This window comes from uncultured Bradyrhizobium sp., assembly GCF_936943645.1.
In the GTDB taxonomy this organism is placed as follows: Bacteria; Pseudomonadota; Alphaproteobacteria; order Rhizobiales; family Xanthobacteraceae; genus Bradyrhizobium.
On record NZ_CAKZJO010000041.1, the window covers coordinates 1 to 24,066 of the forward strand.

Annotated in this window: 22 protein-coding genes; 12 read left to right on the forward strand and 10 right to left on the reverse strand. The window is 64.9% G+C overall.

Translation table 11 applies throughout. The features are described from left to right. Nucleotides 1-40 precede the first annotated feature (40 nt). The 4 genes from Q0743_RS05290 to Q0743_RS05305 form a co-directional block, all read right to left on the reverse strand. Nucleotides 41-1,243: an ABC transporter substrate-binding protein gene (locus Q0743_RS05290; protein ID WP_298240533.1), complete on the reverse strand. Its 1,203-nt coding sequence runs from the start codon at nt 1,241-1,243 to the stop codon at nt 41-43. A gap of 77 nt (nt 1,244-1,320) precedes the next feature. After that, nucleotides 1,321-1,905: an amino acid synthesis family protein gene (locus tag Q0743_RS05295; RefSeq protein ID WP_027557295.1), complete on the reverse strand. Its 585-nt coding sequence runs from the start codon at nt 1,903-1,905 to the stop codon at nt 1,321-1,323. A 15-nt stretch (nt 1,906-1,920) separates the two neighbouring features. Further along, entirely contained in the window at nt 1,921-2,817 is an 897-nt protein-coding gene (locus Q0743_RS05300) for a UPF0280 family protein (protein WP_298240534.1), read from the reverse strand. Then, a complete protein-coding gene (locus Q0743_RS05305; RefSeq protein WP_298240535.1) occupies nt 2,814-4,271 on the reverse strand; it encodes a 6-hydroxynicotinate reductase in 1,458 nt (485 codons plus the stop codon). Before Q0743_RS05305 ends, Q0743_RS05300 begins: the two co-directional genes overlap by 4 nt. A 239-nt stretch (nt 4,272-4,510) precedes the next feature. Between Q0743_RS05305 and Q0743_RS05310 the strand changes: the two genes are divergently transcribed. Both Q0743_RS05310 and Q0743_RS05315 read left to right on the forward strand, forming a co-directional pair. Further along, nucleotides 4,511-4,993, forward strand: coding sequence for a (2Fe-2S)-binding protein (locus Q0743_RS05310; RefSeq protein ID WP_298240536.1), 483 nt, complete (start codon nt 4,511-4,513; stop codon nt 4,991-4,993). Beyond that, a complete protein-coding gene (locus tag Q0743_RS05315; protein WP_298240537.1) occupies nt 4,993-8,514 on the forward strand; it encodes a molybdopterin cofactor-binding domain-containing protein in 3,522 nt (1,173 codons plus the stop codon). Before Q0743_RS05310 ends, Q0743_RS05315 begins: the two co-directional genes overlap by 1 nt. On the opposite strand, the gene Q0743_RS05320 is transcribed toward Q0743_RS05315, so the two are convergent. Continuing rightward, a complete protein-coding gene (locus Q0743_RS05320) occupies nt 8,511-9,479 on the reverse strand; it encodes a catechol 2,3-dioxygenase (RefSeq protein WP_298240538.1) in 969 nt (322 codons plus the stop codon). The genes Q0743_RS05315 and Q0743_RS05320 overlap by 4 nt on opposite strands. A gap of 433 nt (nt 9,480-9,912) precedes the next feature. Here Q0743_RS05320 and Q0743_RS05325 point away from each other — a divergent pair, with 433 nt between their 5' ends. Next, nucleotides 9,913-11,652: a DUF87 domain-containing protein gene (locus tag Q0743_RS05325; protein WP_298240539.1), complete on the forward strand. Its 1,740-nt coding sequence runs from the start codon at nt 9,913-9,915 to the stop codon at nt 11,650-11,652. 187 nt (nt 11,653-11,839) lie between these two features. Further along, nucleotides 11,840-12,337 (forward strand): MgtC/SapB family protein, encoded by a 498-nt coding sequence (locus Q0743_RS05330; RefSeq protein ID WP_298240540.1) that lies wholly within the window; start codon nt 11,840-11,842, stop codon nt 12,335-12,337. On the opposite strand, the gene Q0743_RS05335 is transcribed toward Q0743_RS05330, so the two are convergent. Both Q0743_RS05335 and Q0743_RS05340 read right to left on the reverse strand, forming a co-directional pair. Then, nucleotides 12,334-14,916 (reverse strand): cation-translocating P-type ATPase, encoded by a 2,583-nt coding sequence (locus Q0743_RS05335; protein WP_298240541.1) that lies wholly within the window; start codon nt 14,914-14,916, stop codon nt 12,334-12,336. The two genes, Q0743_RS05330 and Q0743_RS05335, sit on opposite strands and share 4 nt — an antisense overlap. Then, nucleotides 14,913-15,080 (reverse strand): hypothetical protein, encoded by a 168-nt coding sequence (locus tag Q0743_RS05340; protein WP_298240542.1) that lies wholly within the window; start codon nt 15,078-15,080, stop codon nt 14,913-14,915. Before Q0743_RS05340 ends, Q0743_RS05335 begins: the two co-directional genes overlap by 4 nt. 417 nt (nt 15,081-15,497) lie before the next feature. On the opposite strand from Q0743_RS05340, the gene Q0743_RS05345 reads away from it, so the two are divergent. Then, entirely contained in the window at nt 15,498-16,412 is a 915-nt protein-coding gene (locus Q0743_RS05345; protein ID WP_298240543.1) for a hypothetical protein, read from the forward strand. A gap of 94 nt (nt 16,413-16,506) precedes the next feature. Here the strand turns inward: Q0743_RS05345 and Q0743_RS05350 are convergent, their stop codons facing one another. Beyond that, nucleotides 16,507-16,650, reverse strand: coding sequence for a hypothetical protein (locus Q0743_RS05350; RefSeq protein WP_167443344.1), 144 nt, complete (start codon nt 16,648-16,650; stop codon nt 16,507-16,509). Between the two features lie 266 nt (nt 16,651-16,916). On the opposite strand from Q0743_RS05350, the gene Q0743_RS05355 reads away from it, so the two are divergent. After that, a complete protein-coding gene (locus Q0743_RS05355) occupies nt 16,917-17,072 on the forward strand; it encodes a hypothetical protein (protein ID WP_174719233.1) in 156 nt (51 codons plus the stop codon). 13 nt (nt 17,073-17,085) lie between these two features. Here Q0743_RS05355 and Q0743_RS05360 read toward each other — a convergent pair whose 3' ends face one another. Next, nucleotides 17,086-17,715, reverse strand: coding sequence for a ParB-like protein (locus Q0743_RS05360; protein ID WP_298240544.1), 630 nt, complete (start codon nt 17,713-17,715; stop codon nt 17,086-17,088). Between the two features lie 328 nt (nt 17,716-18,043). Here Q0743_RS05360 and Q0743_RS05365 point away from each other — a divergent pair, with 328 nt between their 5' ends. The 6 genes from Q0743_RS05365 to Q0743_RS05390 all read left to right on the forward strand — a co-directional run bounded on the left by Q0743_RS05365 (nt 18,044) and on the right by Q0743_RS05390 (nt 22,850). Then, nucleotides 18,044-18,385, forward strand: a complete 342-nt coding sequence (locus Q0743_RS05365; protein WP_298240545.1) for a hypothetical protein — start codon at nt 18,044-18,046, stop codon at nt 18,383-18,385. 221 nt (nt 18,386-18,606) lie between these two features. Then, nucleotides 18,607-18,894 (forward strand): acyl carrier protein, encoded by a 288-nt coding sequence (locus Q0743_RS05370; RefSeq protein WP_007592476.1) that lies wholly within the window; start codon nt 18,607-18,609, stop codon nt 18,892-18,894. A gap of 10 nt (nt 18,895-18,904) precedes the next feature. After that, on the forward strand, nt 18,905-19,375 hold the full coding sequence (locus Q0743_RS05375; RefSeq protein ID WP_298240546.1) for a 3-hydroxyacyl-ACP dehydratase FabZ family protein: 471 nt from the start codon (nt 18,905-18,907) through the stop codon (nt 19,373-19,375). Continuing rightward, nucleotides 19,372-20,577, forward strand: coding sequence for a beta-ketoacyl-ACP synthase (locus tag Q0743_RS05380; protein WP_298240547.1), 1,206 nt, complete (start codon nt 19,372-19,374; stop codon nt 20,575-20,577). Before Q0743_RS05375 ends, Q0743_RS05380 begins: the two co-directional genes overlap by 4 nt. Before the next feature lie 51 nt (nt 20,578-20,628). After that, a complete protein-coding gene (locus Q0743_RS05385) occupies nt 20,629-21,906 on the forward strand; it encodes a beta-ketoacyl-ACP synthase (RefSeq protein WP_298240548.1) in 1,278 nt (425 codons plus the stop codon). Nucleotides 21,907-21,917: 11 nt separating this feature from the next. Then, nucleotides 21,918-22,850 (forward strand): lipid A biosynthesis lauroyl acyltransferase, encoded by a 933-nt coding sequence (locus Q0743_RS05390; RefSeq protein ID WP_298240549.1) that lies wholly within the window; start codon nt 21,918-21,920, stop codon nt 22,848-22,850. A gap of 99 nt (nt 22,851-22,949) precedes the next feature. On the opposite strand, the gene Q0743_RS05395 is transcribed toward Q0743_RS05390, so the two are convergent. Then, complete coding sequence (locus Q0743_RS05395) at nt 22,950-24,062, reverse strand: polyamine ABC transporter substrate-binding protein (protein ID WP_298240550.1); 1,113 nt, start codon at nt 24,060-24,062, stop codon at nt 22,950-22,952. Nucleotides 24,063-24,066 lie beyond the last annotated feature (4 nt).

Here is a 24,066-nt window from a genome sequence, read left to right on the forward strand (position 1 = left end):
GACCCTCTCCCCGCAAGCGGGGCGAGGGAGAAGAAAGACATCAATCCTTCGGCCGCAGCTTCTGAACTTCGGCATCACTCGGCAGGTAGTCCGCGCCCTTCTTGTAGGACGAGTCCACCATCACGCCCTTGCCGTCCTTCAGCGCGGTCTTGCCGACGTACGCGCCAAGCGTCGACTGGTGATCGATCTTGCGGAAGGTGATCTCGCCGAACGGCGACGGCACGGAGAGGCCTTCGGCCGCAGCGATCAGCTTCTCCGGATCGGTCGAGCCGGCCTTGGCGAGGATCGCCGCCGCCGACTTGATGGTCTGGTAGCCGACGATCGAGCCGAGGCGCGGATAGTCGTGGTACTTGGCCTGGTAGGCCTTCAGGAACGCATCATGCTCGGGGGTCTTGATCGAGTACCAGGGATAGCCGGTGACGATCCAGCCCTCGGGCGTCTCGTCCTTGAGCGGATCGAGATATTCGGGCTCGCCGGTCAGGAACGAGACGACCTCGCGTCCCTTGAACAGGCCGCGGGTGTTGCCTTCACGCACCAGCTTGACGAGATCGGCACCGAAGGTGACGTTGAGGATCGCCTCGGGATTGGCGGCGGCAACGGCCTGCACCACCGGACCCGCATCGATCTTGCCCTGGGGCGGCCACTGCTCGTCAACCCACTGGATGTCAGGGCGCTTCTCGGACATCAGCTTCTTGAACACCGCAACCGCCGACTGGCCGTATTCGTAGTTCGGGGCGATCGTCGCCCACCGCTTGGCGGGCAGCTTCGAGGCCGCCTCGACCAGCATCGCCGCCTGCATGTAGTTGGAGGGACGCAGGCGGAAGGTGTATTTGTTGCCCTTCGACCAGGTGATGGCGTCCGTCAGCGGCTCGGCCGCGAGGAAGAACACCTTCTTCTGGTTGGCGAAGTCGCTGACGGCCAGACCGATGTTCGACAGGAACGTGCCCGCGAGCATCGCGACGCCCTCGCTCGAGACGAGTTCGTTGGCCGCGGTCTGCGCGTCCGCCGGCTTGCCGCCGTCGTCCTTGGAGATGACGACGAGCTTCTTGCCGTTGATGCCGCCGGCCGCGTTGACCTCCTCGACCGCGAGTTGCCAGCCCTTGCGATAGGGCTCGGTGAAGGCCGGCAGCAGCGAGTAGCTGTTGATCTCGCCGATCTTGATGTCCTGCGCCAGGGCCGAATGACCCATGCCGCCCGCCAGAAGCGCGAAGGCCGCGCCCACAAAATAGTTCTTCGCTCGCATCCCAACCTCCAGTTTTGAACTCTACGTCTTCAGCGTGTCTTGTCGGGGAAGCTGTGTCCGCCGCCCCGGTCCAAACCCTATCTCAGACCGTCCTCGCCCTTGACCTCCGCAACCGTCAACCCGCCGACGCGCGGCAGCGGCCGGCCGCTGTCGGTGACGGCGACCGCGACCATGATCTCGTTGGCGCGCGGCGCGTCGTTGATCTGCACCTCCATGCCGTCGAAATGGCTGCGAACGAAGGCCGCGTCCTTGTGCCCCAGCGGAATGTCGAGCGTTGTACCCGGCCCGCTGCGCTTCTTCGACGACGGGATCAACGCCGCGCCCTTGCTCAGAACCTTGCGCACTGGCGCGCCCATTTTCGGATGAAGAATCGCAGCCGCATGCTCCAGCTCGCCATTCTCGCCGACGGCCGCCGCCTTGCCGTAGCTCTGCGCCTTGGCACCATCGATGCCGAGCGCCGCCACGGCGCGCTTCGACAAGAGCTCGCCGAGCTCCTCCCCGATCGCGATCAACGGCGACAGGTCCTCGACATATTTTCCGGCAAAGGGATTTTCGATGACTGCGATCGCTGCCGCGCGCCGGGTCGGCGGCGACACCTGGCGGCCCATCTCCATCTGGGTCTCTTCGACGACGGTGACGATCTTGCGGATGATCGCGCTCATGTTTCGCTTCCCCGTTCAGGCATGAACCGCGTTCTCCAGCACAAGCGGACGCGTTCGTTGCTCTTCTATATCCTTAGGTCCGATGACAAGCATATCACCACAAAGCCGCACCACGGCACCCTCGATCAATCCGCGATCGAACAATTGCCGTGCACGTTCCGCGCCAGATTCCAGAGCGGTAGCGATCTCATTCGGTGACAATTGACCGACATTTCGGGTGACAGGACGCGCGCCGAGATCGCTGTCGGGCTGAAGCTCGCAAGCCGGCTGCCTGACGATGGCGGGATGCCCCGGCAGATCGACGGCATTGGCGATGACGGTCGCAGCCGCATCGGCCTGTGAGGCGGTCGCGGCCAGCACCGTCACGGCATCGGCGATGCCGAGCGAAAAGCTGCGGCCGTGGCGCCCACTGGTCGCAACGCCGCGCACCGGGTCATGCGCATCGATCCTCATGGCACGCATCACGCCATCACGATCGGGACGATCCATCAGGCCGATCGAAAAATGCTCGCCTCTGCCCAGATGAAGCGCGATGTCGCCGCCATTGTTGATATAGGCCCGGTCGAGCGCCGCGGCGCCCAGCATGGCACCGAGAATCTCCTCCGCCACGCTGCCGGCGACGGCGGCCATCGGCGTGATGAAGCCCTCAGCGACAAAGGGCGCGACCGCGGCGTGCATCCGGCGCGCCACCACGCCCGTCAGCGAGGTCCGCTCTTCGGCAGCGGCGCGCAGCTCCGGCAGTTCCGCACAGAGCTCATCGAGCAACCCTGTGAAACGTTGCGCCGCCGCTTCGTAAGCCGCACGCACCGCCTCCGCACGTCCCGTGGCCTCGATGATGAGATCGATCGGTCCATCCTGCAAATGCAGCCGCCGGCCATCAGACAGCAATGCGATTTGCGGGGGCCGTGTCATGCCCGAGGTCCCGGGATCGGATTCTGCCAAGGCAACTGCCTGATATCCTCACCGTTCTGCACTTCGGAGAGCGGCTTGACGTAATCCATGTGCCCGCCGAGCGCGGCATAGTCGGACAGCTTCATCGTGAACTCGATCGGCGCGACCAGCGCCGGCGTCGGCACATAGCCGAACGCACCCGCCGGCATCTGCGTGACGTCGACCATGTAGGTGATGCCGCCGCCCGGCCAGACATAGACCGGTGCGCCGCCGCTGGTGACACGAGTCAATGCGTCCTTCACCGAGCGCGTCAACCGCACCGGATTGTCGGTGACGCCGGCGCGCAAGGAACCGCCGGCGCCGGCCATGAACAGCACCGTGCACAGCGCCGGCTCGCAATTTTCCTGGATGCGCTCGACCGAGAATTTCAGGTCGGCCGGCATCTCGGTTTCGACCGGCGTCAAGGCCTCGTCGAGCACGTAATAGGACGAATGCTCGCCAGTGGTGGAGACCATCAACATGGTCAGGCCGGCCTTAGCCTCCTTCTTGTCGAACGGGCCAAGAATTGCCAGCGGATCGGAGATGTTGGTGCCGCCCCAGCCCGTGCCGGGATCGGCGACCTGGAAATAGCGGCCGGGCGTCGAGCGACGCCCCTTCATCTTGATGCCGGTGTCGGCGATGTCGAGCAGCTTGCCGGCCTGGTGCTCCGAGAGCACGCCGGTGATATGGTCGTCGACCACGACGACTTCATCGACCTTGCCGTGCCATTGCTTGGCGAACATCCCGATCGTCGCCGAGCCGCAGCCGACCCGCATGCGCTCTTCTTTCATGCCGTTGACGATCGGCGGCTGGCCGGCCTGCACCACCACCGTGGCGCCGCCATCGATGGTGAGCTCGACCGCCTTGCAATTGGCGAGGTCCATCAGCGTGTCGCAGGTGACGCGGCCCTCTTTCTTGGAGCCGCCGGTGAGATGATGCACGCCGCCGAGCGACAGCATCTGCGAGCCATATTCGCTCGTCGTGACGTGGCCGACGGCTTCGCCCTGCGCGCAGACCGTTGCAGTCTCGGGCCCAAGATAGCGGTCGGTGTCGATCTTCACCTTGATGCCGCAATAGGAGAAGATGCCCTCGGTGACGACGGTCACCATGTCGACGCCGTCGACCTCGGCAGAGACGATGAACGGCGCCGGCTTGTAGTCGGGATAGGTCGTGCCCGCCCCGATCGCGGTCACGAAGGTCGAGGGCTCGTGGACGATCTTGCCGTCCCAGTCTTCGGTGCGGCTGAACGGGACCAGCTTGCCGCCATGCTCGACGGTGCGCTCCAGAATCACATGCGGATCGACGCGGACGAGCTTGCCGTCGTGATTGGCGTAGCGATCACAGGCCCCCGCCGCGCCTGGCTTGATGTAGCACATCACCGGGCAAGCATCGCAGCGGATCTTGTCGATGACGGCGCTCGTCGTTTCAGTCGTCATGTCGGAGCCAGCGGGCTTGCGGTTATCATTCGTATACGAACGATGTTGCGCGCGGTCCCCTCCGGCTGTCAAGCGGCGGTGCAGTGCAAAAGATACTGCTGCCGCATAAAACCTCATTTGCCTATCCGTGCTGTCCACAAAGAAGGCAGCCGCGCTGCAGTGCGGCATGCGCGGCTTGCACGTTTGTGTACAAACGGTATCGTCGCGACGTCGAATTTTATGCGGGCTTGGGACGAGGGATGACGCAAACATCGATCCGCTTCACCGTGAACGGCAGGATCCGCGAGGTCACGGCGGAGCATCAGACGCCGCTGCTCTACGTGCTGCGTAACGATCTCGCGCTCAACGGCCCGAAATACGGCTGCGGTCTTGGCGAATGCGGCACCTGTACTGTCCTGATCGACGGCGCCGCGGCGCGCTCCTGCGTGATCCCGGTCGGCGGTTGCGCCGGCCGCGACATCGTGACGCTCGAAGGGCTCGGCACGCGCGACAAGCCCGACGTGGTGCAGCAGGCCTTCATCGACGAGCAGGCCGCGCAATGCGGCTACTGTCTCAACGGCATGATCATGACCACCAAGGCGCTGCTTGCGATCAACCCGCAGCCGACCGAACAGGAGGCACTGTCGGCGCTGCGCTACAATCTCTGCCGCTGCGGCACCCATGTCGAAATCCTGCGTGCCGTGATGCGGGCATCGGGCCAGCTCGCCGAGGCCGCGGACTGATGGCCTCCCCTGTTTCGAACGGAGCTGAGCGCCAATCCGGTTCGCTCGTCGTCGTCCGCACCGTGGACGAGGTCACATCCGAGACCTTCATCCGCATCACCGCGGACGGTGCGGTCACCGCCTATAACGGCCATGTCGATCTCGGCACCGGCATCCGCACGGCGCTGGGTCAGATCGTCGCCGAAGAGCTGGACGTGTCCTTTGCGCGAATCGTCGTCGTGCTCGGCGATACCGCCCTGGTGCCAAACCAGGGCGCGACCATCGCCAGCGAAACCATCCAGATCACAGCCGTCCCCTTGCGCAAGGCCGCAGCGCAGGCGCGGCAGTTCCTCATTGCGCGCGCCGCGGAGCGGCTGGAGTTGCCGGCGGCCGAGCTCAAGATCGAGGACGGCCTCGTGCGCGGCCACGACAACCGCAGCGTCAGCTATGGCGAGCTGATCGGCGACGAAGACATCCGGCTCGAGCTTGCCGACGATGTCACCGTCAAGGCGGTCGGCGACTACGCCATCGTCGGCCAGTCGATGCCGCGCGTCGACCTGCCGGCCAAGGCCACGGGCGAGTTGACCTTCGTTCACGACGTGCGCGTATCAGGCATGCTGCACGGCCGCGTGGTGCGACCACCCTATTCCGGCGTCGATGCCGGCCCGTTCGTCGGCACCAGCCTGATTTCAGTCGATGAATCCTCGGTGCGCGACATTCCCGGCATCAAAGCCGTGGTGCGCATCGGCGACTTCGTCGGTGTTGTCGCAGAGCGCGAGGAGAATGCGATCCGGGCTGCCGAACAGCTCGAGGTCAGCTGGAAGCCGACGCCTGATCTGACCGATCTTTCCGATGTCGAGACCGCGCTGCGCGCCAATCCGTCGACCCCGCGTACGCTGATCGACAAGGGTGACGTCGATGCGGCGATCTCGGGCGCGGCCAAGCCGATGCAGCGCACGTATGTCTGGCCATACCAGATGCACGCCTCCATCGGCCCGTCCTGCGCGGTCGCCGACTTCCAGGACGGCAATATCCGCGTCTGGTCGGGCACGCAGAACCCGCATGTGCTGCGCAGCGATCTCGCGCTGCTCGTGGAGCGTCCCGAGAGCGAGGTGGAAGTCATCCGGCTCGAGGCCGCCGGCTGCTACGGCCGCAACTGCGCCGACGACGTCACTGCGGACGCGCTGCTGCTGTCGCGCGCGGTCGGCCGTCCCGTGCGCGTGCAGCTCACGCGGGAACAGGAGCACGCCTGGGAGCCGAAGGGCACCGCCCAGCTCATCGACGTCAACGGTGGGCTCGATGCCAATGGCGGCATTGCCGGTTACGATCTCGCCACGCGCTATCCCTCGAACGCCGCGCCGACGCTGGCGCTGCTACTGACAGGTCGCATCTCACCCAATCCCGCCGTGCTCCAGATGGGCGACCGCACCGCGATCCCGCCCTACGATTACGACAACATGCGCGTCGTCGCCCACGACATGGCGCCGATCGTACGCGCCTCCTGGTTCCGGGGTGTCTCGGCGCTGCCGAACACCTTTGCGCATGAATCCTACATCGACGAGGCCGCAACCGAGGCCGGCGTCGATCCCATCGAATATCGCCTGCGCTATCTGAAGGACCAGCGCGCCGTCGATCTCGTCAACGCAGTCGCCGAGCGCGCAGGCTGGACGCCGCGCCCGGTCCGCGAGGAAAAGGATGGCGAGGTCGTGCATGGCCGCGGCTTCGCCTATGCGCTCTACGTCCACAGCAAGTTTCCAGGCTACGGCGCGGCCTGGTCGGCGTGGGTCACGGACGTCGCGGTGAACAAGGCCACCGGCGATGTCAGCGTCACGCGCGTCGTTGCGGGCCAGGACTCCGGCCTGATGATCAATCCGGACGGCGTACGCCAACAGATCCACGGCAACGTCATCCAGTCCACCAGCCGCGCGCTGATGGAGGAGGTCTCGTTCGAGCGCGGCGCGGTCGCCGCGCGCGAATGGGGTGCCTATCCAATCATCCCCTTCCCCGACGTGCCCAAGATCGACGTCTTGATGCTGCCGCGGCAGAACCAGCCACCGCTCGGCGTCGGCGAGTCCGCCTCGGTGCCGAGCGCGGCGGCCATCGCGAATGCAATCTTCGATGCCACCGGCGTGCGTTTTCGCGAGCCGCCGTTTACGCCCGAGCGGATCCTGAAAGGCCTGCACGGTGAGACATCGCCGGTGCCGGAGGCGTTGCCCGCGCCTGCTCCGCCGCCGCCGTCCCGCATCTGGGCGAATCCATTCGTCAAGCGTGCCAGCGTCTTTGCGACGATTGCAGCCGTCTGCACCGCCGCGATCGGCGTAGGCGCCGCGCTGCTCCCGGGGCGTGCCATCGCACCGATCGCGCGTCCCGATGCCTCGGTCTATTCGGCCGCAACGATTGCCCGCGGCCAGCAGCTTGCCGCGCTCGGCAATTGCGCGGAGTGCCACACCAACATAGGCGGCGTACTCAACGCCGGCGGTCGCGCATTGGAGACGCCGTTCGGCACGATCTATTCGACCAACATCACGCCCGACGTCGAGACCGGCATCGGCGCCTGGTCCTATCCCGCCTTCGAGCGCGCGATGCGCGACGGCCTGCATCGCGACGGGCGGCAGCTCTACCCTGCCTTCCCCTACCCGCATTTCGCCAAGACCAGCGATGCCGACATGCAGGCGCTCTATGCCTATCTGATAGCGCAGCCCGCGGTGCGCGCGACGTCGCCGGCGAACGAACTCGCATTCCCCTTCAACCTGCGTCCCCTTCTCGCAGGCTGGAACGCGCTGTTCCATGACACGAAGGCGTTCAAGCCGGATCCCACGAAGTCGGAAGCCTGGAATCGCGGGGCGTATCTCGTCGAGGGTCTCGGCCATTGCAGCGGTTGCCATTCGCCACGCAACGCGCTCGGCGCCGAGCAGCGCAATGCCTATCTTGCCGGCGGCTTTGCCGAGGGCTGGGAGGCGCCGCCATTGACCTCGCTCTCACACGCGCCGATCCCCTGGAGCGAGGACGAACTGTTCGCCTATTTGCGCACCGGCCATTCGCGCTACCACGGCGTCGCCGCCGGCCCGATGGCACCTGTCGTCAGGGATCTCAAGGCCCTGCCCGATCAGGACATCCGCGCGATGGCGGTCTACCTCAATTCATTCAACGACACCGCCGTCGATGCGCCTGCACTGGCAGCGACGCTCGAGAGTGCAACGCGAGTCGCCGTCGCCCCCTCCACCGGCGCACGCCTCTATCAGGGCGCCTGCGCGGTCTGTCATGAGGTTGGAGGCCTGCCGCTGTTCGGCAGCCGTCCCTCGCTCGCGCTCAACAGCAACATTCACAGCATCAAGGCGGACAATCTCGTGCAGGTGATCCTGCACGGCATCACTGAACCGGTCTCCAGCGATCTCGGCTACATGCCCGCGTTCAGGAACAGCATGAGCGACTCGCAGATCGAGGAGCTCGTGAATTTCCTGCGTCGGCAGTTCGCGCCGGATAAGCCCGCGTGGACCGGCGTGCGCGAGACGATCGCACGGGTGCGATCGTCGGCAAATTAGGCGTGCTTCTTCGCTTCCACCGGCGGCGTGCCGTGGGTGTGGAAGGACTCGATCGTCTTTAGTCCCCACGCCTGGCCCTTCTTGCGCTCCTCCTCGGTCCACACGATCGGCTTCCAGTCAGGTGCGAGGATCAGGCGCGCGCCGGCATTGGCGACTTCGACGCGGTTGCCGCCGGGCTCGTAGACGTAGAGGAAGAAGGTCTGCTGGATCGCGTGCTTGTGCGGCCCGGTCTCGATATGGATCCCGTTCTCCAGGAAGATATCGGCCGCGCGCAAAATTTCCTCGCGGCTGTCGAGCGCGTAGGTGACGTGGTGGAAGCGGCCGGGTACGCCGGAATGGTCGAGCGAATAGGCGAAGTCGTAGCTCTTGTTGGACATCGTCAGCCACATCGCGGCCTCTCGGCCGTCGTTGAGCACGATCTGCTCGGTGAGGCGGCAGCCGAGATAGTTCTCGAAGAACTCGCGGTTGGCCTTGATGTCGACTGCGAGACAGTTGAGATGGTCGAGACGGCGGACGTTGACGCCGCGCGCGGGGAAACGCTGGGCCTGGTTCTTCAACGCGGGCTTCAGCTCGGGCGGCGCCTGATACCATTCGGTCTCGTAATAGAGCTCGACGATGTGACCGTCGGGATCCCTGCAGCGGAAGGTCGGGCCCTGCCCCATGTCGCCGTCGATCCAGCCGATGTCGAAGCCGGAACCTTTCAGCGCGGCGACACGGCGCTCCAGCGCCTGCTGGCTGCGGGCACGTAGCGCCATGTGCTCCATGCCTGACGTCTTCGACGCGGTCAGCTTCAGCGAATAGCGCTCGTAATCGTCCCAGCCACGCAAGTAAACTGACTCGCCCTTCTGGCCGCTGACGGTCATGCCCATGACGTCGACGAAGAATTTCAGGCTCTCGTCGGGCTTGGGCGTCAGCAGCTCCATATGACCGAGATGAGCAAGATCGAGGATCGGTTCGGGCTGCATGTTTTCCTCCGGGCATGACGATCCGCCGGGCCGGATCGCGTCATCGGACGCCGAGCCGCAACGCGCTCACACATCCGAAGGCGGCGCCGAGGCCGCCCGTTCATTTGTACTAATGTACAAATGATTAGGTCCCGTCAACAAATCAAACACTCGGCCTCAATTGCACGAGTCTGCGCGGGAGACCAATGTCCTGCGAACGGAGGGTCTTGGCTCGCCGGATGGTAAAATATTCCTTAACTGCCGTCGGCTCCAATGACCTGGAATTGCAGCATTTTCCTGCATTTTCTGCCCAAAACCGTGCCATCGGAACAAAGCTATTGGCCGAATTGTCGCGGATTTAACGAAGCCGCCGCGCCTGCCGCTTAACCGTTTGTCCAGCGACGGCCGCGCATAGTTCGGGACAAATCGCTTGCTCTTGCCAGGTTCATTGATCGTGACATCCTTTGGACGCGTGATTTCGGTTCGCGGATCGCTCGCCCGGGTCGGGCTACTGGCGGAAAGCCATATGCCGATTTCGGAGGTTCGGGCGACCGTCGGCCGCTTCGTCAGCATTCGCAGCTCCAGCTCGGTCATCGTTGCGATGATCACCGAAGTGTCCTGCGAGAATTTGTCGAGCGGCGACAATTACATCGCGGTCGCCTCGGTCGACCTGCTCGGCGAGATCCTCAACGCCAGCGACAAGCCGAAATTCCAGCGCGGCGTCACCAACTATCCGACCATCGGAGATGCCGTCGACCTGATCACGAGCCAGGAGCTGCGCACCATCTACGCGCCGACCGGCTCGGACCAGATCAATGTCGGCTTCCTCCAGCAGGACCGCTCGGTTGTCGCCTATGTCGACATCGAGGAAATGCTGTCCAAGCATTTTGCGGTGCTGGGATCGACCGGCGTCGGCAAATCGACCGGCGTTTCGCTGCTGCTGAACGAGATCCTGAAGGCGCGGCCGAACCTGCGCATCTTCCTGCTCGACGTGCACAACGAATACGGCCGCTGCTTCGGCGACCGCGCGCTGGTGCTGAACCCGCGGAACCTGAAGCTGCCGTTCTGGCTGTTCAACTTCGAGGAAATCGTCGACGTGCTGTTCGGCGGCCGCGCCGGCGTGCCCGAGGAGCTCGACATCCTCGCCGAGGTGATCCCGCTCGCCAAGGGCGTCTACACCCAGTACCAGAACGCCGACCGCATCGGCCTCAAGCGCATCGATCCCAAGCAGATCGGCTACACCGTCGACACGCCGGTACCCTATCGCCTGGTCGACCTGATGTCGCTGATCGATGAGCGCATGGGCAAGCTCGAAAACCGCTCCTCGCGCATCATCTATCACAAGCTGATCTCGCGGATCGAAGCGGTGCGCAACGATCCGCGCTACGCTTTCATGTTCGACAATGCCAATGTCGGCGGCGACACCATGGCCGAGGTCATCAGCCATCTGTTCCGCCTGCCCGCCAACGGCAAGCCGATGACGGTGATGCAGCTCGCCGGCTTCCCGGCCGAGGTGATCGATTCCGTCGTCTCGGTGCTGTGCCGCATGGCCTTCGATTTCGGCCTGTGGAGCGACGGCGTCTCGCCGATGCTGTTCGTCTGCGAGGAAGCGCACCGTTACGCTTCCGCCGATCGCAACATCGGCTTCGGCCCGACCCGCAAGGCAGTGTCGCGCATCGCCAAGGAAGGCCGCAAATACGGCGTCTATCTCGGCCTCATCACCCAGCGCCCGGCCGAGCTCGACGCCACCATCATCTCCCAGTGCAACACGCTGTTCACGATGCGCCTCGCCAACGACCGCGACCAGGCGCTGCTGCGCGCCGCGGTCTCGGATGCGGCCGCGAACCTGCTCTCCTTCGTGCCCTCGCTCGGCACGCGCGAAGTGCTGGCCTTCGGCGAAGGCGTCGCGCTGCCGACGCGCCTGCGCTTCAAGGAGGTGCCGCCGCATCAATTGCCGCGCGGCGAAGCGACCATCTCGAGCGTGCCGTCCGTGACCTCCGGCCACGACATGCATTTCGTCGGCGCGGTGCTCGAGCGCTGGCGCGGCGCCACCTCGCAGCGCGACGTGCCGAACGATCCGGTGTTCTCGGCCCCGCCCGCCAAGACGATGTCCAGCGTCGAAGCCCCGATGCTGCAGCCCTCGATGGGGCTCGATCCCGACCGCTTCTCGCTCTTGAAGAAGCCGCTGCGGTAGCCCGCCGACCGATCCCGGACGCGCCGCAGCGTGCAACGCTGCCGCGCACAGCCGGGACCAACACCGCAATCACCTTTCTCGTCAGCGGGGCCTTGCCATGCCTCTGGAGCGGCTCGCCCGCATGGACTAAGTATTGCCGGCTCGAAGCCGGCTTTCCGGCCCATGCCGGCGAAGCGACGGACAGGACATGACCCAACTGGATTGGCCCGAAATTCTGCTGCGCCTCGGAAGCGCAGCGCTCGCCGGCAGCGCGATCGGCCTGAACCGCGATCTGCACGGCAAGCCGATCGGGCTGAAGACGCTCGGCATCGTCGGCCTCTCCACCGCGACCGTGGTGCTGCTCGCGGTCCAGTTCGCCGAGCCCGGCAAGATCACCGATGCGGCAAGCCGTGTGATCCAGGGCATTCTGACCGGCATCGGCTTTCTCGGGGCCGGCGTCATCGTCCATGAGAGCGACCGTTTCCGCGTACGGGGCCTGACCAGCGCGGCGTGCACCTTTCTCGCCGCTTGTCTCGGAATTACCTGCGGCGCCGGCGAATGGAAGATCGTCCTGGTCGCACTGGTCTTCACCTTTGTTCTGCTCACAATCGGCCGCCGCGTCGAACGCTGGCTGCACCGGATGCTTGGCGGCAAGGATGATCCGCACCAGGCGGAGGCTTCACCGAAGAGTCAGGACCGCGGCTAGAAACGCAGCCGCCGTGCCCATATCGGCTTCAGCAGCTCGAGCACCGTCAACAACAGGAATCCGGCACCGAGCGTGACCATCAGATCGTCCAGATGCAGGGGACCGAACCGAAACAGGCTGGACGCAGGCGGCCAGAACAGCGCAGCCGCCAGAATGGATGCGATCGATACGAAGATCCAGAGCAGCGCCGGGTTCGGACGGAAGAATGCGGACAGGAACGATGCGCTGAAGGACCTGTTGGCCAGCACCAGCCCGATGACGCAAGTGACGAGCGCGATGAAGGCGAGCGTGCGCGCCTCGTCGGGCGGAACGCCGGAGCGAAGCGCGCCGACGAAGATCGCGGCGATCAAGGCAAATGCCATGGCCCCCTGGAGAACGCTCCAGCCGACCAGGGCCCACGAGAACAGTTCCGCATCCGCACGTCGCGGCGGTCGCGCCATGACATCGCGTTCCTCCCGCTCGGCTTCGAACACGAGTGAGCAAATGGGGTCGATGATCAGCTCCAGAAACGCGATGTGAACGGGACCGAGAATCACGGGAAGCCCGAACACCAGGGGAAGCAGCGCAAGTCCCGCGATCGGAACGTGGACGGCGAAAATGAAGGCCATCGCCTTGCGCAGATTGTCGTAGATCCGGCGCCCAAGCCGGATGGATGCAACGATGGAGCTGAAATCGTCGTCGAGCAGGACGATCGAGGATGCCTCGCGGGCGACATCGGTGCCGCGGCCGCCCATCGCGATCCCGATATGGGCAGCCTTCAGCGACGGCGCATCGTTGACGCCGTCGCCGGTCATCGCAGCGATCTCGCCGTTGCGCTTGAGGGCCTGGACGATCCGCAGCTTCTGCTCCGGCAGGATCCGCGCGAACACGTTCACGTTCCGGACGAGTGCCTCCAGCTCGCCGTCGTCCGCGCGCTTGATCTGCTCTCCGGTCACGACTTCGTTGACGTCGAGCCCGGCCTGCTCTGCGATGGCCATGGCGGTCGCCGGATAGTCGCCCGTGATCATGACGACGCGAATGCCGGCCGAGCGGCATTCAGCCACGGCCTCGGGGACGCCAAGGCGAAGCGGATCGGCCAGCCCGACGAGACCGAGGAAGCGGAACGCAAAGCCGTCCTGCGAGGCCGGAAGAGCCTCGCCGTCGCAGGTTGCTGTGGCCACGCCGAGCACGCGAAGGCCATCCTTGGCCATCGCGGCGACCGCGTCCCGCATCGCCGCCTGCGCCGCATCGTCCAGCTTGCAGAGGCGAGCAATCGCCTCGGGCGCGCCTTTCGCCGCGACGAGGACATCCTCGCGATGTGGTGATCGCCAGACCTGGCTCATCGCCAGCAGCTCGGGGCGTAGACCGTAGGTGCGGATCAGGGTTCGGGCGCTTTCGGCCTCACCTTCCGCTGGCAGGCCCGCCTGCGCGAAGCCGTGCAGCGCCCTTTCCATGGGATCGAACGGTTCAGGCGAGCTCGCCATCGCGCTGCAGCGAGCCAGCTCGAAAAATTCCGCGCCCATTGGCGCGGGCTGTGACGCTGCGCGGTACGAACCCGTCCCGTCGGGCAGCCTCAGTTCCGCAACCGACATCCGGTTCTGCGTGAGCGTGCCGGTCTTGTCGGTGCACAGCACGGTCGCAGAGCCGAGCACTTCGATCGCGGCCGCACGCCGCGTCAGCACGCGCGCCTTCGAGATGCGCCAGGCACCCATGGCCATGAACACCGTGAGGACGACGGCGAACTCCTCGGGAAGCATGGACATGCCGATCGCGATGCCGCCGAGCAGCGCCTGCAGCCAATCCCCGCGCAATGTGCCGTAAAGCACGACCGCCGCCAGGCTGATCGCCACCCCGCCGAGAAAGCAAAGCCGCACGAGCCGCGCCGTCTGCTGTTGCAGCCGCGGCGGCTCGGCCTGCAGGCCATGCAGCGACAGGCCGATCTTCCCGATCTCGCTGCGAGGGCCGGTGGCCTCGACCTCGGCAAGGCCCTCGCCTCGCACCACCAGCGAGCCCGAATAGACGAAGGGCAGATCATCGCCGCCCGGACGATGTTCGGCCAAGGCAGTTTTTTCAGTCAAGGAAGCTTCGGCGACCGGCGTCTCGATGGCCTGCTTGCGGACCGGGACCGACTCTCCGGTCAGCAGCGACTCGTCGACCGCCAGATCATGCGCGCTGACGAGCACAGCGTCCGCCGGAATTCGGTCGCCTTCGGCCAGGACCAGCAGATCGCCACGAACGACGTCGCGGCCCGCGATCCGCCGCCGCTCGCCGTCCCTGACCACGAGCGCGCGCGGACTGGTCAGCTCCCGCAGGGCTTCCAGCACGCGCTCGGTGCGGGTCTCCTGCACGATGGTGATGAGGACGGACATGGCGCCGAAGGCCAGGAGCAGCAGCGCTTCGCTGAGGTCGCCGAGCAGCAGGTACACCAGCCCGCCGCACAGGAGCAGCGCGAGCATCGGCTCGCGCAGCACTTCGAATACGATGCGCAGCGGCGTGCGCCGTTCGGCCCGAGGCAGTTCGTTGAACCCGTGCTGTTGCAGCCGCAGCCGGGCCTCGGCTTCGCTCAGCCCGGCCGAACCCGCGCGTTCTTCCTTGTTCACGTCTTCCGCCGCAGGCTCCAGAGACTCCCCGTCCCGACGACGGCCGTCACAAGCAGGACAGCAACGAAGGTCTGAATGATGGTGAAGTTCAGCGCATCACGCGCGACGAACAGCGCCGTGACCGCGCCGGCGATGATGAAGACGATGCGAAAGATGATGCTCATGGCCATGCCTCCAGTCCTGCATGACTTGGAGCCAGCTCGCCCTCGACACGAGGCAATGTGCTTTGGCAATCATGCAGGCGGAGAATAACGACCAGCGCCGACACAGGCTTGCGGCATGTCAAGCCGAGCCTGACCCGGTGTCGCTGCGCTGTGAACTTCGCCGCCTCTTGCCTGCAGCAGAACCGTCCACGACACATACGCTCGAGACGATCGGCGTGTGGCTGGCGAGCGAGACTTGCCGGACCGCAGGAACTCAAGTTCCCGCCTGACGGGAACCCGAGAGATTCCACAATCGATTACGTATTGTTAAGAGCCTCGCTCCTAACTAGCGCAAACATCTCGGCGCAACCTCCGCAAGTTTCCGTCACCCAGGACGGAGATGCCGGACGAGTCGTGCCTGCTCAGGGGCGCCCTCACATGAATCTGCGAGCAGCCATCATCGCGACGTGCGTTGGCGCGGCATTTTTCGGGGTTGGCTACGCCTGGAACTACCAGCCCGACGTCATCGATCCCGACGAAGTCTGGAGCGCGTTTCAATCCGAGCATCGCAAGGCCCGCGCGGCGGTTTCTCGCCTCCTCATCGAGCCGCACTCGGCGCACTTCAACGGCCTGCGAACGGTCGAAGTCGACGCTGCGAGATACGTCTGCGGCGCAGTGAAAGCGATGAACAAGGGCGGCCACTACGTCGTTGCCGCGTTTGTCTACACCGTAGTCAGCGACTTCGCCCGGGTCGATGACGACGGCCACATAACGACCGAGCACTCACCCTACACGCCGTGCCCGACCGCGACCGACGACCACATTGCCGAACGGCAGGCGCCGATTGCTCCCGGCGCGCTGGCCGTGGCCAAGATGGTCGGAAAGACCATCCCTCGGTCCGGCGGCGGGACAATGGAGCAGCAGCTTGGCCAACTGGCCGCGCAGACGGCTGCCGTCGCACCACAAGCGGAGCTCTCCTTGAGCCCGGCCGGGACGGGACCAGCGCTGGCACGGCCGCCTTCAGGCTCCGAAGAGAAGACCGTAGCAGAAAGCGATTCCACCTGGGAGGCCGACCGGCCACCGGCCGCATGGCCGGCGTCATCCTTGGATCGATGCCCGACAAAATCGACGCAGTTGCCGACGGCCGCTGAAGCCTTGGTTCTTGCGAAGGACATCGAGGCTCGTTGGCAACAATTGAGGCCATCGGAGGTGCCGACGAAGCGTCTGTTGTCGGAAGAGATCAAGAAAGCGCACTGCGCACTGCTTGCAATCGATCCCGCAGACAAGCGGTATCCGCAGGCTTGGGCCGCCTTCGTGCGGTTGCGAAACATCGATCGGGACCTGGCGGGCTGAAGCCATCAGCCCGCGCACAGCCTCGACACCACGACGCTGGCGCACTCAGTCGTCGTCCGCCGGACCGCACCATCTGGGCAGATGCGTCAGGCCGCTAGCGCTTCGCCATCAACTCCAGCGCCGGCGCAAAGCGCTCCGCGAACGTCAACGACTTGGCGTGGTGAACCGCGGCAAACGAGGCCGAGATTCCCGCCGAAGCGACCGCGAGCAAGGCAATGACGAAAACCAGACGGCGCATGTTCGCCTCCCGTGTGAGCCCTCCACGCATAGAGATTGGGACGGCTCTGTTTCAGGACAGTTTCATGGGCGCGGAAATTGATTTCGCTCAAGCGCCTGTGATGAGATTCGGCTTATCTGGGCACAAGCGATCACCAACTAAATAATGATCGACGCGTTTTGCAGCGGAGCGCCAGTCGAGTCGGGAATTTTCTACCCGCGGCAGCGATCCCAAGCAACGTGACAAGCAGCACACGCTGGAACGTGGAGACACCGAGGACTACTCAAATGAAGATCGTGATCCAGAAGCTCAATGGCCTGTGGCACCTCATCGTCGGATCGTACCAGATCCGAACGCCCTTCCTGGACACCCAGGACCGCGCGCTGGTGGTCACTTACGCCCGCCGCGCCTATCCTGGCGCCAGGATCTTCCAGCGCGACTGACGAACGATCGCTCCTAATCGACGTCCTCCGGACCGCACCAGCCGGGCAGATAGATCGCATCCTTGCTCTTGGCCGCGGACATCGCCTTCTCGAGCGCCTTGTCGAAATCGGCCTCGATCACCTTGCGCGAGACTTTGCGGCGCAGGAAGTCGGCCCACAGGAATTCGGAGAACGGCGTGGTGTCCTTGGCGAAGCCGCCCATGCGGCGCAATTCGCCGGCGAGGCTGCGGAACGGATCGTCCTTGAGATCGGCGATCGATTTCGGCAGATCGCGGAACGACCGCCGCTCACCCTTGGCGTCGTAAGGGTAGACCCAGCGCTTGTTATCCATCACGCCCCAGAACGCCTCGCGCTCGACCATGCGGAGGTCGCCGACGACGGTCACCAGCACCTCCTTGACACCTTCGTCGTGCAGCGCGCGGCCGAGATGATGATGGTCGATCACGTAATAGCGCGCGTCGGGGCCATAGACGACCGGGATCATATGCTTGCCGAGCAGATCGGCCTGCTTCTTCTTGTCATGCTCACGCCAGCGCTTGCGCTTCTCCTTGACCTCGCGCATGCCGACCGTCATCTGCGTCGGCCGGAGCGACAGGATCGGGACCGGATGCACTCTCGGCTCGCGCGCGTTGGTGGTGGTCATGGTCGAAGGCCCCTCGGATGGATGCAGCTGACGGCTCAGGTTCCCTGACTATGACATGGGGCCCGCGGCGGCAAAACGTGCTCGGAGGGACGCGCAGATCACAAGCCGATGTAAGCGCAAACGAAGACGTGAACTTCGTTGCTGTTGCTCTGCCGGTTATTGCAGCGCAACGCCCGCCGACGTCGCGGCCGGTTCCGCGACGCTGCGCGCCGATCCATGTACAAATAGTGCGGGGCAGCGAATACACGCCTGCATTGAAAAGATTTTCTGCAACGTGCTCGTCCGCTATGCTAATTAAAAATCGCTGCTTTGGAGTGATCCCCGCCCCATGAACAACCAGCGGCCCATAAGCTCTGACGACGAGCACCGGGTGCTCCAGTTCAGGCCGCGCACCTCGCCTTCCCCCGCGGTCCACCGCGGCAGCGGCACCGTACAGCCATTGCGCGTCGCGCCCGAACCGCTCGACCTCTCACGCTACGAGCAACCGCGCGCCGAGCCGGACGATTTCCGTCATCGCATGCTCGCCAATATCGCCGCGCTGGCCTTCACCATCGCGCTGACAGCGATCGGAATTTGGCTCGCGGTCAGCATCGCCGACCTGCGCCGGACCCAGGATTGCGTGCTGATGGGCCGCCGCGACTGCGTCAAGATCACGACACCGCATATCTAGGCCCGATCCGGCCGACCGGTCCGGCGGAAGAGGCTCCGGCGCGCATCCCCAGCCCTGTCTTCCCACCTGCCCGGCTCCATTGAACTCGGGGCGGCGCTCCGATATACGGGCTTTCGACCCGGCCAGAGGGGGTTTGAGGGCGTCATCAGGGGCGCGATGCCCACCCACCGTGCCACTCTGGATAATCTGACAAATATCCGCAATATATCAAAGGCTTAGTGATGTCTTCCACATTCGATCAGGTCGCCACGATCATCGCTGAAACCTGCGACATCCCGCGCGACACGATCACGCCGGATAGCCATGCCATCGACGATCTCGGCATCGACAGCCTCGATTTCCTGGACATCGCGTTCGCGATCGACAAGCAATTCGGCATCAAGCTGCCGCTGGAAAAGTGGACCCAGGAGGTCAACGACGGCAAAGCGACCACCGAACAGTATTTCGTGCTGAAGAACCTGTGCGCCCGCATCGACGAACTGGTTGCGGCCAAGGGCGCGAGCGCCTAAGCGCGCCGTCATGCAACTCGAATACTTCCACATGATCGATCGCATCGTCGACCTCAAGGTCGACGAGAAGACGATCGTCGTCGAAGCCCAGGTTCCCAAGGAGAGCACCGTCTTCGAGGGGCACTTCCCGGGCTATCCCCTGATGCCCGGCGTGCTCCTGATCGAATCGATGGCGCAGGCCTCGGGCTTTCTCCTGCTCGGCGTCCTGAAATTCGAGCGCATGCCGATTCTCGCCGCCGTGAAGGAAGCCAAGGTCCGTGGCTCGGTGTTCCCGGGCGACCTCATGACGCTCGAGGCGAGCCTCACCTATGAAGGCTCGGGCTATGCCATGACCGAAGCCAAGATCAGGGTCGGCGGCAAGCTGCGCGCCAATTCCGCGCTCACTTTCACGCTGATCCCCTTCCCCAATGCGGATATGCGCGGATACATGGCGAAGGTCGCCGAGCGCGTCGGCTTTCCGCAACAGGTCGTATCGCCATGACTGACACTGCTTCGAAGCCCGGCCAGACGGAAGTCTGGATCACCGGCATTGGACTCGCGACTTCGCTCGGCGAGGGCCTCGACGCCAACTGGGCCGCGCTTTCCGAGAAGCGCATCAATGTCGACGAGAAGGGCTTTGCGCCCTACATCGTGCATCCCCTGATGCCGGTCAGCTTCGACGCCCAGATCCCGAAGAAGGGCGATCAGCGCCAGATGGAAGCCTGGCAGCGCATCGGCACCTACGCTGCCGGCCTTGCGCTCGATTCCGCCGGCATCAAGGGCAACAAGGACATCCTGTCGAAGATCGACATGGTGGTGGCCGCCGGCGGCGGCGAGCGCGATCTCAACGTCGACACCGGCGTTCTCACGGCCGAGGCCAAGGGGGCGAACGCGCCCGGCTTCCTCAACGAACGGCTGATGAGCGATCTGCGCCCCACGCTGTTCCTGGCGCAGCTCTCCAACTTGCTCGCCGGCAACATCGCCATCGTGCACGGCCTTGGCGGCACCTCGCGCACCTTCATGGGCGAGGAAGTCGCCGGCGCGGACGCCGCACGCATTGCGCTCGCACGCATCGCCTCGGGCGAGAGCGACATTGCCCTCGTCGGCGGTTCGCACAATGGCGAGCGCAAGGACCTGATGGTCCTCTACGAATTCGGCGACTTCAACCTGAAGGACAAGTTCGCGCCGGTGTGGGCGCGCAAGGACCACGCCGGCTTCGCGCTCGGCTCGGCCGGCGCGTTCCTGGTGCTGGAATCGAAGGCCCACGCCGAGGCGCGCGGCGCAAAGCCGTTCGCAAAGCTGTCGAGCGTCGTCGCCGACCTCGCCCGCCGCAAGCAGCCAGGCGACATGGCCGCGACGCTGGAAAAGCTCTGGGACAAGCTGCCCAGGCGCGAAGGCAAGGGCGCGATCATCACGGGTGCCACCGGCGCCGAGCCGGCGACCTCGGAAGAGCGCGGCTTCCTGAAGGGCCACGCCGACGTCCCGGTGCGCTCCACCGGTACGATGTTCGGGCACACCATGGAAACGCAATTCCCGCTCGGCATCGCGCTCGCCGCGCTGTCGATCTCGCGCGGCGCGCTGTTCCCGCCGAACGATTCGACCGGGACCGAGATTGAAATGCAGGGCGCGCCCACCCAGATTGTGGTGGTGGGGGCCGGACACTGGCGCGGCGAAGGCATGGCGCTGGTCGAAGCTGTCGGCTGACGCGCGGCGCGCTTTGGCCGGATGACGCTTTAGCTCTATCGGGGGATCGACATGACTGCACCACGCGACAAACTCGGGCGTCCCGTCGTCGTCGTCACCGGCATGGGCATCATGACCTCGCTCGGCGCCGGCAAGGCCGACAATTGGGCGAAGCTCGTGGCCGGCGAATCCGGCATCCGCACCATCACGCGCTTTCCGGTCGACGGCCTCAAGACCACGATGGCCGGCACGGTCGATTTCGTCAGCGTCGATCCGTTCTCCTCCACTGGGCTGTCCGAACGGATGGCTGAGCTCGTCACGCAGGAAGCGCTCGAGCAGGCCGGTATCGGCGCGAAGGCCGACTTCCCCGGTCCCCTCTTCCTTGCGGTGGCGCCGGTCGAGGTGGAATGGCCGCAGCGCCGCGAGCTCGGCCGCGCGGTCGGCAAGCCCGACTTCACCTATGACGATCTCCTGCGCATCTCCGGCGGCGGCAAATACAGCGCCTATCACCACCGCTTCATGTTCGGCTCGGTCGCGGCCCACCTCGCCGAGACCTTCGGCACCAAGGGCTCGCCGATCTCGCTGTCGACGGCGTGTGCGTCGGGCGCCACCTCGATCCAGCTCGGCGTCGAGGCGATCCGCCGCGGCGAGACCGATGCCGCGCTGTGCGTCGCGACGGACGGCACGGTCAATCCCGAAGCCATGGTGCGCTTCTCGCTGCTCTCCGCGTTGTCGACCCAGAACGATCCGCCGCAGGCGGCTTCCCGCCCCTTCTCCAAGAACCGCGACGGCTTCGTCATGGCCGAGGGCGCCGGTGCCCTGGTGCTCGAAAGCTATGAAGCCGCTGTCGCGCGTGGGGCAAAAATCCTCGGCGTGATTGCCGGCTGCGGCGAGCTCACCGATTCCTTCCATCGCACCCGCTCGTCTCCGGACGGCAAGCCGATCATCGGCTGCATGAACAAGACGCTGGCTGACGCTGGCATGACGCCGGACCAGATCGACCACATCAACGCGCACGGCACCGCGACGCCCGAGAACGACAAGATGGAGTACAACACGACATCGGCCGTGTTTGGCGAGCTCCTGCAGAAGATTCCGGTCACCTCCAACAAGTCGATGGTCGGCCACACCATCTCGGCCGCCGGCGCGGTTGAGGCGATCTTCTCGCTGCTCACGCTCGAGCATCAGCGCATTCCGCCGACGATCAACTACGACAATCCGGATCCCACGATCCTGTTCGACGTCGTCGGCAACAAGGCCCGCGACGCCCGCGTCACCGCTGTCATGTCGAACTCGTTCGGCTTCGGCGGCCAGAACGCCTCGCTGATCCTGACCCGCGAACCGGCCTGACCGGACGCAGCATGGCGCTGATTTCTCTAGGCGCGAAGATCCGCGCGCGCAATGCTGCCAAATCGATCGGCGGCAGCCTGATCGGCGCCGCCACCGTCGGCATGCTGCGCACCACGCGCTATTTCGATCCGGTCAAGACCTCGGACTTTTTCGCGCGCGTCGTGAAGACGATCGGCCCGCGGCTGCGCGAGCATCGCATCGGCCGCGCCAACCTCACCGCGGCCTTTCCCGAGAAATCGCCGGAAGAGATTGAAGCCATCCTGATGGGCGTGTGGGACAATCTCGGCCGCGTCGGCGCCGAATTCGCCCATATGGACCACGTCTGGGATTACGACCGTGACCATCCGGAACGCAGCCGCATCGAGTTGCCAAAGGCCAGCATCGAGCGGTTCGACCGCATCCGCGACGACGGCAAGCCGGCGCTGATCTTCGCGGCCCATCTGGCCAATTGGGAATTGCCGGCGCTCGCCGCCGTCGCGCACGGCCTGGATGCCGCGATCCTCTACCGCCGGCCGAACATCGCCTCTGCCGACCGCATCATCCAGGAGATGCGTCAGGTCAACATGGGCACGCTGATCCCCGCAGGCCGCGACGCGCCGTTGCGCCTCGCGCAGGCGCTCAAGGACGGCAAGCACGTCGCCATGCTGATCGACCAGTATCTGACCGGCGGCGTCGAGGTCACCTTCTTCGGCCGCAAGACACGCGCCAATCCGATGCTGGCGCGCCTTCTGCGCCAGGTCGAATGCCCGATCCACGGCGTTCGCATCATCCGCAAGCCCGGCGGCCGCTTCGCCGCCGAGCTGACTGAAGAGATCCCCCCCGTGCGCGACGCCGAGGGCAAGATCGACATCCAGGGTACGACCCAGGCCGTCACCAACGTGGTGGAAAGCTGGGTGCGCGAGCATCCCGAGCAGTGGCTGTGGCTGCATCGCAGGTGGCGCTGATCTTGCTCCGCCATTGCGAGCGCGGCTAAGCAATCCAGCGTCGTTACAGGAGCAGTCTGGATTGCTTCGTCGCTGCGCTCCTCGCAATGACGGGCGCTACTACCGCCCCGTCTTCACCTTGATCCAGAGCCGGTTGATGATCCGCTGGGTCGCCGGCTCACGCGCCGTGATGACGAACAGCTTTGCGAGCGTCGCCTCGTCCGGATAGATGTTCTTGTCGTTCAGAATCTTCGGATCGACCAGCTTCTGGCTGGCGAGATTGCCGTTGGCGTAGGACAGGAAATCCGAGTTCTTGGCGGCGACATCAGGGCGGTAGAGATAGTTGATCAGCTCGTAGGCTTCCTTGACATTCTTCGCGTCCGCAGGGATCGCTAGATTGTCGAAGAACATCTGCGCGCCCTCCTTCGGAATGGCGTAGCCGATCTCGACACCACTCTTGGCTTCGGCCGCGCGGGCGCGGGCCTGCATGATGTCGCCGGACCAGCCGACCACGAAGCAGATTTCGCCCGTCGCGAGCGCGCTGAGATATTCGGACGAGTGAAACTTGCGCACGGACGGGCGGACCTTGGCGACGGCCTCGGCGGCCTTCTCGAGGTCGGCCTGCTTGGTCGAATTCGGATCGAGCCCGAGCCAGCTCAGCGCCGCCGGAAAGATGTCGTCGGCGGAGTCGAGCATGTGCACGCCGCAGTCCTTGAACTTGGCGAGGTTCTCCGGCTTGAAGACGATGTCCCAGCTGTCGATCTTGGCGTCGGGCCCTAGGATCTGCTTCACCTTGGCGACGTTGTAGCCGATGCCCGTGGTGCCCCACATGTAGTTGGCGGCGAAGTTGTTGCCGGGATCGTAGGTCGCGAGGTTCTTCGTCACCATCGGCCAGGCATTGCCGAGGTTCGGCAGCTTCGACTTGTCGAGCTTCTGGAAGATGTTCGCCTTGATCTGGCGCTGCAGGAAATAGGCCGTGGGCACCACGACGTCGTAGCCGGACTTGCCGGCCATCAGGCGCGTCTCCAGCGTCTCGTTGGCATCGAAGGTGTCGTAGACCACCTTGATGCCGGTCTCCTTGGTGAAGGCCTCAAGGACGTCCGGCGCCATGTAGTTGGACCAGTTGTAGAAGTTGACGACCCGCTCCTCGGCCCCTGCTGGGGTCGAGAGAAACGTCAGCGCTGCGGCGATTGCGAGACCAAAGCCAAATCCGGAGCGGCCGACGTTCGTCATCCCA

Coding starts and splice junctions, on each gene's coding strand:
- Q0743_RS05290 (WP_298240533.1), bottom strand. CDS start 1,243: ATGCGAGCGAAGAACTATTTTGTGGGCGCGGCCTTCGCGCTTCTGGCG.
- Q0743_RS05345 (WP_298240543.1), top strand. CDS start 15,498: ATGAATCTGCGAGCAGCCATCATCGCGACGTGCGTTGGCGCGGCATTT.
- Q0743_RS05330 (WP_298240540.1), top strand. CDS start 11,840: ATGACCCAACTGGATTGGCCCGAAATTCTGCTGCGCCTCGGAAGCGCA.
- Q0743_RS05390 (WP_298240549.1), top strand. CDS start 21,918: ATGGCGCTGATTTCTCTAGGCGCGAAGATCCGCGCGCGCAATGCTGCC.
- Q0743_RS05375 (WP_298240546.1), top strand. CDS start 18,905: ATGCAACTCGAATACTTCCACATGATCGATCGCATCGTCGACCTCAAG.
- Q0743_RS05355 (WP_174719233.1), top strand. CDS start 16,917: ATGAAGATCGTGATCCAGAAGCTCAATGGCCTGTGGCACCTCATCGTC.
- Q0743_RS05310 (WP_298240536.1), top strand. CDS start 4,511: ATGACGCAAACATCGATCCGCTTCACCGTGAACGGCAGGATCCGCGAG.
- Q0743_RS05370 (WP_007592476.1), top strand. CDS start 18,607: ATGTCTTCCACATTCGATCAGGTCGCCACGATCATCGCTGAAACCTGC.
- Q0743_RS05365 (WP_298240545.1), top strand. CDS start 18,044: ATGAACAACCAGCGGCCCATAAGCTCTGACGACGAGCACCGGGTGCTC.
- Q0743_RS05395 (WP_298240550.1), bottom strand. CDS start 24,062: ATGACGAACGTCGGCCGCTCCGGATTTGGCTTTGGTCTCGCAATCGCC.
- Q0743_RS05295 (WP_027557295.1), bottom strand. CDS start 1,905: ATGAGCGCGATCATCCGCAAGATCGTCACCGTCGTCGAAGAGACCCAG.
- Q0743_RS05380 (WP_298240547.1), top strand. CDS start 19,372: ATGACTGACACTGCTTCGAAGCCCGGCCAGACGGAAGTCTGGATCACC.
- Q0743_RS05340 (WP_298240542.1), bottom strand. CDS start 15,080: ATGAGCATCATCTTTCGCATCGTCTTCATCATCGCCGGCGCGGTCACG.
- Q0743_RS05305 (WP_298240535.1), bottom strand. CDS start 4,271: ATGACGACTGAAACGACGAGCGCCGTCATCGACAAGATCCGCTGCGAT.
- Q0743_RS05350 (WP_167443344.1), bottom strand. CDS start 16,650: ATGCGCCGTCTGGTTTTCGTCATTGCCTTGCTCGCGGTCGCTTCGGCG.
- Q0743_RS05385 (WP_298240548.1), top strand. CDS start 20,629: ATGACTGCACCACGCGACAAACTCGGGCGTCCCGTCGTCGTCGTCACC.
- Q0743_RS05300 (WP_298240534.1), bottom strand. CDS start 2,817: ATGACACGGCCCCCGCAAATCGCATTGCTGTCTGATGGCCGGCGGCTG.
- Q0743_RS05360 (WP_298240544.1), bottom strand. CDS start 17,715: ATGACCACCACCAACGCGCGCGAGCCGAGAGTGCATCCGGTCCCGATC.
- Q0743_RS05315 (WP_298240537.1), top strand. CDS start 4,993: ATGGCCTCCCCTGTTTCGAACGGAGCTGAGCGCCAATCCGGTTCGCTC.
- Q0743_RS05320 (WP_298240538.1), bottom strand. CDS start 9,479: ATGCAGCCCGAACCGATCCTCGATCTTGCTCATCTCGGTCATATGGAG.